We start from the raw sequence: 12,798 nt of genomic DNA, 5'->3' as shown, positions 1-12,798 counted from the left end.
ATGAATTCTTCATTCAATTGTGTTAATCCGCATCCTGCGGCACGCTTATGCTAGCTATTGTTAGATTTGTTACACGTCGACACTGTGCCTAAGCATAGCTAATAACTTATTGTGTTGAGGCGCAAAAAAAGCCTCATCTTTTGGCAGGAGTCTAGCAAGATAGCCATTTAGGGTGATTGATTTAGATCACTTTAAGAATGGTTGTGAAATAAAACTACAGAAAGTTTCTGGCATGCGAATGAGATGCGGAGATCTTGTGTAATTTCATTACACAAGTTGCATAAAATTAGAACTTTTTGTCCTTTTGCACGAGATGCAGATTAAATGTCAATATTCACGGTGATTATATAAAGCTGGCTTTATTCTTGCTTTGGACAGAGCAAAGACAATTTTTTGGCTAATCATTGCCGCTCAGTTTAGGAAAAAGACATGAAACAGCTTAAAGTACTGCCACTAGTGGCAATCATCTCAGGGTTAATGGTCGGTTGCGGCGGCGGTGGCGGCGGTGGCGGTGGTGCAGCGCCGAAAACTGCGTTTACTTTTGATTTTGCTATACCAGCAACAATGACTGAAAGTGAAGCAACTACGAAAGGTTGTACTGTATATGACCACAAAACTGAGCTGAACGGCGATAAAACGGTTTTAACCTATAGTGCAGCGTCAAAAGAGCAAGTGACCAACTACGTTATCGGTTACTACTCTGATGTCGATGGCAAAAGATCCGGAGACATTATCAAACCTACCACTGATAACTTTAAGTTTTATCTTGAAGATATCCCTGACGGCGGCTTTGTAACGTTTCAAGCAATAGAATTTAACGGCAAAGAAGCTCGCGTAAACACGTTTTCAAAAGAGTTCTTGCAAGATAAGAAACTACGTAATGCTACTTTTGCACTAAACCGAGACTCTTTGAACAAATGCTTTACTGGCGGTAACTTAGCAAGCAATAAGTTTACTAACTTAGATTACCGAAACGCTGAATCAGGTGGCGGAGATTACAACTTTGTCTCGCAAACCGATATTTTCACGTCTCCGAACCCTGATATGTTGCCTACTGATGAACTGATGGGGCTTAAAGGTGAACCAACGGCATTGTTTCAGTATGAATCAGGTTCAAGCGACAAAGCGCTTTACCAGTATGGTATTGGTTCGTGGGGAACTGGTGAGATAGCCTTAGTTAGGGCGGATAATACGTCAAACATTTATTCGTCTTCTGACTATACTTACGACTCGCTCAACATTGGCTTTGTTACTAACGGCTTTGCATATGACGCGTTGAAGCTGGATAAAACGGCCGTTGAATATAATCGCCCTAGTGCAACGAATAAAGAAACTTGGGTATACATGGCGTTCTCAGAGAATCAAGTTAATGGTTGGGAGTCTCTACTTAACGAAACGATCTCTGACGGATGGGATATTGACGTTGATCCGAGTGCTTACTTAAATATTGATAACCTGCCGAACACAAAACCAAGTGTATCAACGCAAGGAAGTGCAGAGTCCGTGATTGATCTGGACATGGGCTTAACATCGTCTACTGAAGGCTTTACTCGTGTCGCTTACTTTGCAACTTCAGGCGACTACAGAGTCACACATCGCATTTTCACAACAAGTGATAGTGATTCTGTTGTTGTTCCAGAATTGCATTACTACAACTTCCCAACATCGGCCGTTAACGGTTTGAAAGTTTCAGCTTCGGACGATTTTAATCGCACTGCTTTGGTAGTGAATGAAGATAGTAATATTGATTCTAAAGTTTTTATGAGCTTCTTTTCCAATGGTGAAGCGTCAGAGCCTGAACTAGATGAAGACCTAGATGGCATCATTACTTCTGAAAAAGAAGGCTTGGAAAATGAAGTGACATTACGTACTTCAAACTCGTTGGTAGTCAGTCGTTTTAATTAATTCATTGCGACCTCGAATAGGTTTCAATTAACACTTTTGTAAATTTATTAAGCCCCTTTGAAAGGGGCTTTTTTATATTTAATATTCAACTTTTGAAGAATATGTTGCTATATATTGCATATTAATTTGTCTATCGTATCTTTCTATTCGAATTATTTAGGTTAATAATTTGTTGCAAGTTTCAAGGGGCGGTGCTAATTTGTTCCGAATTAGAGAGGGCGGAGTCCCTTAATTGCAGTGACAAAAACACAGGGAGTAGGGCGCATGAATGATGTACCAGCGCTAGATATAAAAGACCTGCACAAAACATTTGGACAAAATGAAGTTTTAAAAGGCATTTCACTTGCCGCGCACAAAGGAGATGTTATCTCCATCATTGGCTCTTCCGGCTCAGGCAAGAGTACCTTTCTCAGATGTATCAACTTGCTAGAAACGCCTACCGCGGGCGAAATTTGGGTAAATGGTGAATTAATCCAAATGAAGAACAACAGAGCAGGTGAATCTGTTCCTGCTAATGAAAAGCAAGTCCAACGTATTCGCTCACGCCTGGCAATGGTTTTCCAAGGTTTCAACCTCTGGTCTCACCTAACCGTACTAGAAAACGTGATTGAGGCGCCTGTTCATGTCTTAGGCGTGCCAAAAGCTCAAGCGATTGAAAATGCAGAAGTCTTGCTTAAGAAAGTAGGCTTGTATGAGCGTAAAGATTATTACCCTGGGCACTTATCTGGTGGTCAGCAGCAACGTGCAGCTATTGCCCGTGCGCTAGCAGTTGACCCAGAGGTGATGTTGTTTGACGAGCCAACTTCTGCGCTTGACCCAGAACTTGTAGGAGAAGTTCTGGGGGTAATGAGAGATTTGGCAGATGAAGGGCGAACTATGCTGGTGGTCACGCACGAAATGGCGTTTGCGCGTGACGTATCAAACCATGTGATGTTTTTACATCAAGGCTTAGTGGAAGAACAGGGAAATCCAGCTAAGCTATTTACAAACCCGGATTCAGAACGATTACAGCAGTTTATCTCATCCATTTACTAATATTTGTTAGGCGGCAGACTATTGCCTCCTAAGCCAACACAACAAACAAAACGAAATAAAATAGCAATCACAGGAGTATGGAAATGAAAAAGTGGTTATTAGCAGCAACGATTGCTGCAACGGCAGTATCAGGTGTTGCCCAAGCGAAAGAATGGAAAACAGTTCGCTTTGGTATCGAAGGTGCTTACCCTCCGTTTAGCTGGACAGAAACTGATGGCTCAATAAAAGGCTTTGACGTAGATATGGCAAATGCACTCTGTGAAGAGATGCAAGTGAAGTGCAAAATCGTCGCTCAAGATTGGGATGGTATTATCCCTTCTCTTCTTGCACGTAAGTACGATGCCATCATCGCAGCAATGTCTATCACTGAAGAGCGCAAGAAAAAAGTCGATTTCACTGGCAAGTACGCACAAATCCCAAATAAATTTATCGCTAAGAAAGGTGCGGGTCTAGATTTTGATAATCTTAAAGATGTCAAAATTGGCGTGCAACGTGCGACGACACATGACAAGTACTTAACTGACAACTACGGCGATGATGTTGAAATTGTGCGTTATGGCTCTTTTGATGAAGCGTATCTTGATCTAGAAAATGGTCGAATTGCTGCCGTTTTAGGTGATGCGTCTGCTCTAGAAGAGGGTGTGATCAACAAAGCAGGTGGCGAAGCTTATGAGTTTGTTGGACCATCGTTAACCGATCCAAAATGGTTTGGCGAAGGTATGGGTATCGCTGTTCGTAAACAAGACAAAGATCTGACGAAGAAACTCGACGCAGCAATTATTTCACTACGTGAGAAAGGTGTTTACCAAGAAATTGCTGGTAAATACTTTAACTACGATGTGTACGGTGAATAAACCGTAATTAAGCGACCGTTGGCTTGTTCCTAGAAGTAGTCAACGGTCGATTTTTTGAGTTTAGGGATTAGGAACTCACCTATGCTAGATTTACAAGGATACGAAGCTTCGATTTTGAAAGGAGCTTTAGTAACAATAGAAGTTGCAGTGCTTTCACTCATTCTCGCCATGGTCTTAGGCATGCTTGGCGCATTAGCTAAGTTAGCGCCTTACAAATGGGCAAGGGCGATTGCCACTCTTTACACCACCGTCATTCGCGGCATTCCAGATTTGGTTCTGATGATGCTAATTTTCTTTGGTGGACAAATACTTTTAAATAACAGCCTTTACTCCATCAACGAAACGCTCAACGAGTGGTTTGCCTCGAGTGATCCAAACCATGAATGGACGTCTTACTTACCTGATTATATTGATGTCAGCCCATTTATAGCTGGTGTACTCACGATTGGTTTTATCTTTGGCGCCTACATGGCGGAGACTTTTCGTGGAGCGATCATGGCGGTGGACAAGGGTGAATTAGAAGCGGCGAAAGCTTATGGGATGAGTTCTGCTTTATCGTTTAGAAGAATCTTACTTCCTCAGATGATTCGTCATGCATTACCTGGATTTGGTAATAACTGGTTAGTGTTACTTAAGACCACAGCGTTAGTTTCCATTATTGGTCTGGATGACATGGTGAGAATGAGCTCATTGGCAGCAGGTACAACGAAAATGCCGTTCACCTTTTACATGGCTGTCGCGCTCATCTTTCTATTTTTTACCAGCGTTTCGACCGGGCTACTCAAGCTTGTTGAGCGTAAGTTCAGTATTCATGCGAGGTAAGTTATGGACTTTTCTTTGATTATTGAAAGCTTTCCAACTTATCTTCAGGGACTTTGGACAACAGTTTGGTTAGTGGGATTAGCGTTGGTTATTGGCTTGTGTGTCTCTATCCCATTAGCCGTGGCACGCAATAGTACCAATTACGCTCTAAGCTTACCTTCTTGGGGATTCATTTACTTTTTCCGTGGAACGCCGCTATTGGTTCAGCTGTATTTGATTTACTACGGCATGGATCAGTTTTTCCCTGTGAAAGATACCTTGTGGGAGAACGCTTGGTTCTGTGCTTTGGTCGCTTTTATTCTGAATACATCGGCTTACACCGCAGAAATTATTCGTGGTGCGATTAATGGTTTGCCGAAAGGTGAGGTGGAAGCTGCGAAAGCCTATGGCATGAGTAAGTTTATGACATACAGACGTATTATCTTGCCGAGTGCATTGCGTCGAGCATTACCCGCTTATTCCAACGAGGTCATATTTATGCTGCACGGAAGTGCAGTCGCGGGCATCGTTACCATCATGGATTTAACTGGTGCTGCGCGTCTAGTTAACTCGCGCTACTATGCACCATTTGAGTCTTTCCTGACGGCGGGGCTGTTCTACATGGCACTGACGTTTATGATCTTGTGGTGTTTTAAAGTGGCAGAGAAGCGTTTCTTAGCTTATCTGCGTCCTTTAAGCTAATTATCAATAGAGGCAATAGCATCGGAGTGGGTGCTATTGCTTTTGATAATTTTGTTATCTTCATTCCTATTTTTTCAGTCGATGTAAAAGACTCTTTCTTATTATTCATCAACTTACATTAACATTCGGTAAACTCATTGTTTAGTAAGTAAAAATGAAAAAAACAATTCTATCGTTGGGCATTGCCGCCTTAGCCACAGGATGTGGTGGGGGAGAGGGAGAATCACAACCTAATGCTCAAGTAAAACCAACGCCAGCTCCAGTTCAACAAGCTCTTGAAACTGGTAATGCACTGCTCGTTTCTGACCCGAGCGAATTCATTCGTAAAAGTCGTCAGGTTGTAGAAGCTCACAAGATGCAGTCGAATACGATCAAATCTGCAATTGCGAAAAACCTTTCAGGTCTTTATTGGGATCCAACCCATGATGCCGCGATCTTGGCACCTCAGTATGGCTTCAACGACACCATCTTGATGACCAATAAGGCCATGGCAAGCGGTTACAAAGATCAAGCTCTGTCAATTGGCGTTGCCGGGGAAAAGTCTAATGGTCAACGTTACGCACTATTAGGGAGTAACCCATTTAGAACGGCACAACGTTTTCCCGACTCTTCCAACTCTGCGATGACGCAATGGTTAAGTAACCTGGTCACTTGGTTGTCGGGCGGAGTTACTTCAAACGTCGTCATCGCGCAAATGGATCAGTCTTATTACTTTCCGGATGAGCAAGCGACTCGGAATTGGCTAAAAGACAATGTTTCACAAGAGTTGGCGTTTAACGAGGCCAGCCTATGCGATGGTTCGAAGCTACTTAGCTGCTTGCAAACCAATACTCCAAACTTATTGATCTTGTCACAGCATCTGCAATCTGGAGATACCAACAAACCAGTACTCGAAGCTTTGGAATACGCTGAGCAAGCCCAAATTCCTGTTCTATACCTGCATTGGGATGGAGGACTAACTGAACTTGGCCAAGACATTTTGGAAAAATTCCATGTTGATTATGTGGGAGATAACTATTGGCGTAAGTTAGGCTTGGTCGACTGGGAACCTTCATCGTTGATGAACGTTGTGCCGGACTCTGTCATCACACAACAAGCGCTGTTGTCTCGTTTTGAATCTCAAAATTTCAACGTTGACTTGTCAAAGTGTGATGACAAATCCTGCCCTGACACTGCGAATATGGACAGTCAATTTTATGCAGGGGCAAACAGCATTCGCCATTGGTTGCAAAAGCTTGATGAACAAAAAGTAGATTTGTTTAATCAAAACGGCTACCAATACGAAAAACTCATGGTATTGCTGGCTGATCATTATCGTCAAACGGTTGTCTTCCCGATGGACAAACAATCAACCCAAACGACCGAATTCCTAAAGTCGTACTTTGCCGATTACGTGCAATACAACAGCCGAAGCGTAAACCCAAAACAACCAAATATGGGGAACTTCAGCCGTAGTGAGTTTAGCCCTGACATAAAGAGAATCAGTGCAACGATTAATATGGAATCAAAGCGTAACTTCCGTTCGGCTGGTGTGTATGCGCTTCCTGGGGAAACCTTTACGGTTAAACGTAATGACAGCAATGATGTGGCGACTAAGATTGTCATCAACACTTTAAGAAGTGGTGCAACTCATGAGTTCAGCAAAGATGGATACACGCGACCAAAACTGCTGACTTCATTCGGCTATGAAGTGAAGCCGGGTGAAACCATCACGCTGACTTCTCCTTATGGTGGTCCAGTACAGGTTCACTTTGACAAAAATGATGTTCCGGTTGAACTGAAATTTAATCATGTGGCACAGCATCCAGTTTGGAGAAGTGAGAAGGACAACGACGCTTTTATTCAACAGTTAGAAGCCAATTTATTCGATTGGGCTGAGCTGATCACTCCTGGGTTTGAAGTACACTCAAAGCGCGACAAAATGTTGGAGTCGGTCAACGATGAAATGTGGTCTACCCCTTCGGAAATGGCGCTTGCAACAGAAGAATATGTTCACAACTACCCGCATGTGCTGGCAGGTTTCCAAGGGCCGGGCATAGATGAAGTGCCTGAAATTATTCAATACGCCCAAAACCAAGGTTGGGAAATCGCCAATATTGATATAGTGAAGCACATGAACGCTGACCAAGCGACGTGTGGTTATGGTTGTTCGGGTAACCCTTACGATGCTTACTGGTCATTCAGCCCACTCGGTCACGGTGATTTACATGAGCTTGGTCATGGTTTAGAAAAAGGTCGATTCCGATTTTCAGGCTGGGAAGGGCATTCAACGACCAATTACTACTCGTATTACAGTAAGTCTCGTTTCTTCCAGAATACGGGAAAAGTTTCAACTTGCCAAAGCTTGGATTTCAAAGGCCAGTTTGAATTATTGCAAGCTAGCCGAACTCAAGCGGATCCAAACGCATACATGGCTGCGCAAAATCAAACCAGTTGGAGTTGGGGCGCTCGTGTTTACATTCAAATGATGATGGCGGCGCAGCATGAAGGTGTGCTTAAAAATGGTTGGCATTTATTGGCGCGCTTGCACCTGATTGAACGTGAGTTTAACCGCTTAAAATCGGACGACGCGCTTTGGGATGAGAGACGATTGAGCATTGGTTTTGCCAACTACTCTCGGGAAGAAGCAAATAGCATCTCGAACAACGACTGGTTGCTTATTGCTCTGAGCTACATCTCTCAGCGAGATATGACTAGCTATCTCGATATGTGGGGGTTCTCGTTCACAGAAAAAGCGAAACAGCAGGTTGTGGCGCTGAATCTACCGCCGATGCCGCTCACTTACTTTGCAAGTAGTAATACAGGCTACTGTCTGAACGAATTTGCTCAAACACCGATAACTATTGATGGTCAAACGGTTTGGCCGCTGAATCAGTGATTAACTGGTAATTTGTATGAAAAGGGAGACTGAGTCTCCCTTTTTATTGGACTAAGCTTAGCGTTGAGTCTCGCTTATAGCTTTGCAATATATTACTTAAATGTTGACCAGATTGGTGCGTGATCTGAAGGCTTCTCGATACCACGAAGCTCATAGTCGATACCAGATTCAATACACTTTTCCGCTAGAGAAGGGGTTGCCAAAATGACATCAATTCGTAGGCCACGGTTATCATCAAAACCGCGAGAACGGTAGTCAAACCACGAAAATTGATCGTTCACCTCTGGGTATAGCTTACGGAAGGTGTCCACAAAGCCCCAGTCTAGTAAGGTTTTCAACCATTCGCGTTCTTCAGGTTGGAATGAACATTTACCTGTTTTTAGCCAACGTTTACGGTTTGGCTCGCCGATACCGATATCTGCATCAATAGGGCTGATGTTGATGTCACCCATAACAATCAATTGCTCGTCGTTATTGTGATGATCGTTTAGGTAGGTCATCAGATCTTTATAGAATTGGCGCTTGTATGGGAATTTGGTTTCGTGGCTGATGTTATCCCCTTGAGGGAAATAGCCGTTTAGCACAGTTACCTTTTCGCCGTTTTCATTTAAAAACGTTGCCATGATCATGCGCTTTTGATGTTCCTCGTTATCCGTCGGGAACCCTTTTTGTACGTGTAGAGGCTCTTGCTTACAAAGCATTGCTACGCCGTAATGTGCTTTTTGACCATGAAAATACACTTTGTAGCCCATGGCTTCGACAGCTTCAATCGGGAATGCTTCATCGTGAACTTTAATTTCCTGAAGACCAATCACATCAGGTTGGTGTTTGTCGATTAGCGCTTGGAGTTGGTGCAGTCGCGCACGTAGTCCATTGATGTTAAAGCTGATTACTTTCATTATTTATCCTTTTGGGGCGTACTTTTTATGAATAGTATCATTGTGTAAGAGCACTGAAAATGAGTCTCGGTGAAAGGAGTGAAACGCTCTGAGCTACTTTGCTTTTAATTTGTTTTCTAAGTCGTTTTGCACGATCTTTAAAGCGTTAAGCGCAACTTCTGGATCTATCTCATTGCTCTCAAGCAAATAGATTAAATCGACAGCCAGTTTGATCTCTTCAGGTGCGTCATCTAAAGGCGAGGTTGTTTGGTCAGCCATTATTGATGTTTTTCCCTATGTGTAATTTGGTTCTCTAGCTTAAGAAGTGCTGCTTCACAACGCGCTAAACGTTGCTCGGTTGCTAGTAATACTTTTTGAGCGTCGGCACGCATAAAACTAGGAGCGCTTTCGACAGCACGTTCTTTTTCTAACACCATCTCGCGCAAGCGTCTTGCCCACTCTTGGTGTTGAGCGAGTTCCTGATAAAGCACGTTGATAGGCTTACGGAAATGGCTGCTATGTTTGATTTCATTCTTACGAATTTTAGTGGTAGAAATCTCGCGTTGAATCGCACCGATTTGCGCCACTAACCGTTCAGTGAGGTACTCAGCACGCAAAGCGGTGAGCTTACCTTCATTTTGCTCACGCACAATCGCATCCAGCGTGGCTTTTGCTTCTTTTACGCAAGGAGTAAGTAAGCGAGAGCGGCAACCAAATAAACGCTCATCAAAAAGCGGAACATGATGTTCGCCTCTTTGACGGTCAAGAACAGCGGCTTGCTTCGCCATTTGTTCTAGATTTTCCTGGAGTTGAGAAATGTTCATGACAAACCTACAAACCATGCGTCATAAGCCAATTTAATGGCTAGTATGCTGACGACAGTAACAAATACAGGACGAATGAATTTAGAACCAAATCTAATAGCGGAGTGCGCGCCAACAAAAGCACCAGCCATTAAACATACTCCCATTGTTAAGCCTAGCACCCAGTTGATATGTCCGAGGAATGCAAAAGTGATCAAAGAGGTAAAGTTACTGGTAAAGTTCATTGCTTTTGCTAAGCCAGAGGCGAGCAAGATATTCAGCCGGTACAGCGCCATTGAACTTACTGTCCAAAAAGCCCCAGTTCCAGGCCCTGCGAGTCCGTCGTAGAATCCTATGGATAAGCCTTGCATGTACTGTTTTTTATGAAGTTTTGGGCAAGGCTCGGGTATTGGACTTTGATGAGCAGAGTGGGGTGTTTTATGAAAAACGGTATACAACGCTGCCGCCAAAATAACAAGCGGCAATCCTTTTTCCAGCCAATCCGTACTAATCGCATCTACAAATAGCGTACCTAATGTCGCTCCGACGAGTGTTGCCACGAATGCACGCCTCCAGCATTGAGGTTTGAATAGACGTTTTTTGTAGTACGTAAATGCTGCAGTAGAAGAAGCAAAGGTAGCGGCAAGTTTATTGGTGCCTAGTGCAATATGAGGCGGCAAGCCCAGCGACAGTAGAGCAGGTACGGTAAGCATGCCACCACCACCGGCAACTGCATCAATAAATCCAGCGACAAAAGCGACAAGCGCCAACACCAACAGCATGGTTGGCTCAATCATTTCCATAAATGGTGATTCTTCTAATATTCTATTTTACGTTTAAATGGAGGTAGTGAGTCGATTAAGGCTTGTCCGTATCGCTTAGTGACTAGGCGTCGATCAAGAATCGTTACTCTACCAGAATCTCTCTCTTTACGCAGTAAGCGACCTACGCTCTGGATCAGCTTTTTGCTTGCGTCTGGTACAGTTATTTGCATAAACGGGTTTCCTCCTTTTTTCTCAATGTATTCGGAATGAGCCTGCTCAACAGGGGAGGTTGGAACGCCAAATGGAATTTTTGTAATCACCAAGTTTTCAAGTAATTCGCCAGGTAAGTCTAGCCCCTCAGAGAAACTGCCAGTACCAAATAAGACGCTGGTTTTATTTGATTCTATTAACTTTTTATGTTTTTTTAGAATTTCTTGACGTGAGCTTTCACCTTGAACTTGCAACGCCCAGCCTTTTTTTATGAACTCCGAAGAGAGTGCCTTCGCGACTTGGTTCATCTGCCAATAGGATGAGAATAATACTAAGTTGGCTTTCTTGTCTTCCAAGTACTTAGGCAATATCTCGATAAGATATTCAGTAAATTGAGGCGCTGGTGGTTCATATTTCATCGCAGGGATGAGCAATTCTGCCTGGTTTTGGTAATCGAATGGTGACGCAAGCGCTAAAAACTGAGTGCCTGATTCTGGTTTTCCATCAATACCAACCTGATGGCAAAAGTAATGGAAAGAGTTTAATGCACGCATCGTTGCGGAAACCAAAATGGCGCCAATACATCTGCTCCAAATCTGTTGGTCGAGTTGCCATCCAATTTCAAGTGGCGAAACACTCACAATGAAATCACCCTCGCGATCGGGGTGGGTTTCTAACCAGCGAGCTAAAGGCGCACCTTTTTCACGAGTTGGTTCAGCCATTAAATGCCATACTTGCGCTAGGTTTTCTAACCTTTGAATGTAGAAACCGAGCTCTGCAAGCGCTGGTTCAGCCAACCTTGTCGCAAGCTCCCCGTCCTTTACTCTTTCCGCAATAAGGTCGGCAATTTTTGCCACACTCTGATTTGCTTTTTTACTGAACTGTTTTAGTTCTTTGGATTGGTTCTCTAGCCATTCTGGTAGTTCACCGTGTTCGAAGCGGTAGATACCCTCTTCAAATTGAGCCGGGTCGAACTGTTTGGGCAATTGAGTCAGTGCCGGTATCAAGTTCTGAACCGCGTCTTGAAGGTCGTTGCGAAATCGAGCTACGCGTTTCTCGTCTGCGAGTGATGAAAACTTACTAATCGACTGATTTAACTTCTCAAGCCATGCTGCCGCACCTTTTAAACTCGCAGATGCTGAAGCATGGTCACGAGCGACGTGAGGTAAGTGATGTGCCTCGTCGAAGACGTATATCGTATTTTCTGGCTCAGGTAAAATCACGCCGCCACCTAAATCTGCGTCTGCCATGACGAGAGAGTGGTTAGCAATGATGACATCGTTTTTATCCAACTCTGAGCGCGCTTTTTGGAATGGGCAGCCGCGGTGGCCTGGTAAACTGTTATTGCAACTGTGTTTATCACTGACAATCAGTTGCCAAAGCTTATCGTCGATGGGTTTAGGCCAAGAATCACGGTCACCGTCCCATTTACCTTGCGCAAGAGAGCGATGCATTGTTTCTAACAGCTCTATATCTTTTTGCTTAGGTTTGGTTTCAAACATGGCTAACTGGCCACCATCAGCACCGCTAGCAGTAGCGAGCTTTTCTGCACAACAATAGCGTTGACGGCCTTTTGCCAAAATAAAAGAAAACTCTCGGTCGGTAATCCGACGAAAAAGAGGGAGGTCTTTATTTATGAGCTGCTCTTGCAGGGCGACGGTCGCCGTTGAGATAACCACTTTTCTATTGTTATGTACAGCCACGGGAATGGTCGCCATTAGATAGGAGAGCGATTTACCAATTCCAGTCCCTGCTTCTGCAACGAGTATTCGGTTAGATTTGTGATACTGACCGCACAGCGTTTTTGCAATCTCTGCAACAAGGTAGTTTTGTGCTCTTCTAGGCACAAAGTTATCAAGTTGATCTTGAAGGTTTTGATAGCTATTACGAATCGATTTTTGAATGTTACTGGTCAGCATACGGGCCTCAAATGCGTTGGAGGCGAATAGTAGCACACATCACTAGTTG

The 12,798-nt window shown here is 43.7% G+C and carries 11 protein-coding genes; 6 read left to right on the top strand and 5 right to left on the bottom strand.

Annotated features, from left to right (window positions below):
• The first annotated feature begins 429 nt into the window (after window positions 1-429).
• From R7Z47_RS10230 to R7Z47_RS10205, 6 genes are all read left to right on the top strand, one after another.
• Window positions 430-1,905 carry a 54K polar flagellar sheath protein A gene (locus tag R7Z47_RS10230; RefSeq protein ID WP_262638026.1) on the top strand — a complete coding sequence of 492 codons (1,476 nt, stop codon included), beginning with the start codon at window positions 430-432 and terminating at the stop codon, window positions 1,903-1,905.
• A 264-nt stretch (window positions 1,906-2,169) separates the two neighbouring features.
• Window positions 2,170-2,940: an ABC transporter ATP-binding protein gene (locus tag R7Z47_RS10225; RefSeq protein WP_005378438.1), complete on the top strand. Its 771-nt coding sequence runs from the start codon at window positions 2,170-2,172 to the stop codon at window positions 2,938-2,940.
• A gap of 83 nt (window positions 2,941-3,023) precedes the next feature.
• Window positions 3,024-3,794, top strand: coding sequence for an ABC transporter substrate-binding protein (locus R7Z47_RS10220; RefSeq protein ID WP_005378437.1), 771 nt, complete (start codon window positions 3,024-3,026; stop codon window positions 3,792-3,794).
• An 81-nt stretch (window positions 3,795-3,875) separates the two neighbouring features.
• Window positions 3,876-4,616 (top strand): ABC transporter permease, encoded by a 741-nt coding sequence (locus tag R7Z47_RS10215; protein WP_005378436.1) that lies wholly within the window; start codon window positions 3,876-3,878, stop codon window positions 4,614-4,616.
• 3 nt (window positions 4,617-4,619) lie between these two features.
• Window positions 4,620-5,297 (top strand): ABC transporter permease, encoded by a 678-nt coding sequence (locus tag R7Z47_RS10210; RefSeq protein WP_005378435.1) that lies wholly within the window; start codon window positions 4,620-4,622, stop codon window positions 5,295-5,297.
• 154 nt (window positions 5,298-5,451) lie between these two features.
• Entirely contained in the window at window positions 5,452-8,175 is a 2,724-nt protein-coding gene (locus tag R7Z47_RS10205) for an ImpA family metalloprotease (protein WP_318130040.1), read from the top strand.
• 92 nt (window positions 8,176-8,267) lie between these two features.
• Here R7Z47_RS10205 and xthA read toward each other — a convergent pair whose 3' ends face one another.
• From xthA to dinG, 5 genes are all read right to left on the bottom strand, one after another.
• Entirely contained in the window at window positions 8,268-9,074 is an 807-nt protein-coding gene (gene xthA / locus R7Z47_RS10200) for an exodeoxyribonuclease III (protein ID WP_005378433.1), read from the bottom strand.
• A 93-nt stretch (window positions 9,075-9,167) separates the two neighbouring features.
• Window positions 9,168-9,332: a pleiotropic regulatory protein RsmS gene (rsmS, locus tag R7Z47_RS10195; protein ID WP_137281831.1), complete on the bottom strand. Its 165-nt coding sequence runs from the start codon at window positions 9,330-9,332 to the stop codon at window positions 9,168-9,170.
• Window positions 9,332-9,877 carry a primosomal replication protein gene (locus tag R7Z47_RS10190; RefSeq protein WP_005378431.1) on the bottom strand — a complete coding sequence of 182 codons (546 nt, stop codon included), beginning with the start codon at window positions 9,875-9,877 and terminating at the stop codon, window positions 9,332-9,334. Before R7Z47_RS10190 ends, rsmS begins: the two co-directional genes overlap by 1 nt.
• The gene (locus R7Z47_RS10185; protein WP_005387866.1) at window positions 9,874-10,659 is read right to left on the bottom strand and encodes a sulfite exporter TauE/SafE family protein; all 786 of its coding nucleotides are present in this window, start codon (window positions 10,657-10,659) and stop codon (window positions 9,874-9,876) included. Before R7Z47_RS10185 ends, R7Z47_RS10190 begins: the two co-directional genes overlap by 4 nt.
• Window positions 10,660-10,673: 14 nt before the next feature.
• A complete protein-coding gene (gene dinG / locus R7Z47_RS10180; RefSeq protein ID WP_017634733.1) occupies window positions 10,674-12,749 on the bottom strand; it encodes an ATP-dependent DNA helicase DinG in 2,076 nt (691 codons plus the stop codon).
• Window positions 12,750-12,798 lie beyond the last annotated feature (49 nt).

The organism is Vibrio sp. 1641 (assembly GCF_033339995.1).
In the GTDB taxonomy this organism is placed as follows: Bacteria; Pseudomonadota; Gammaproteobacteria; order Enterobacterales; family Vibrionaceae; genus Vibrio; species Vibrio alginolyticus.
This window is presented reverse-complemented; position numbering and strand designations above follow the sequence as displayed.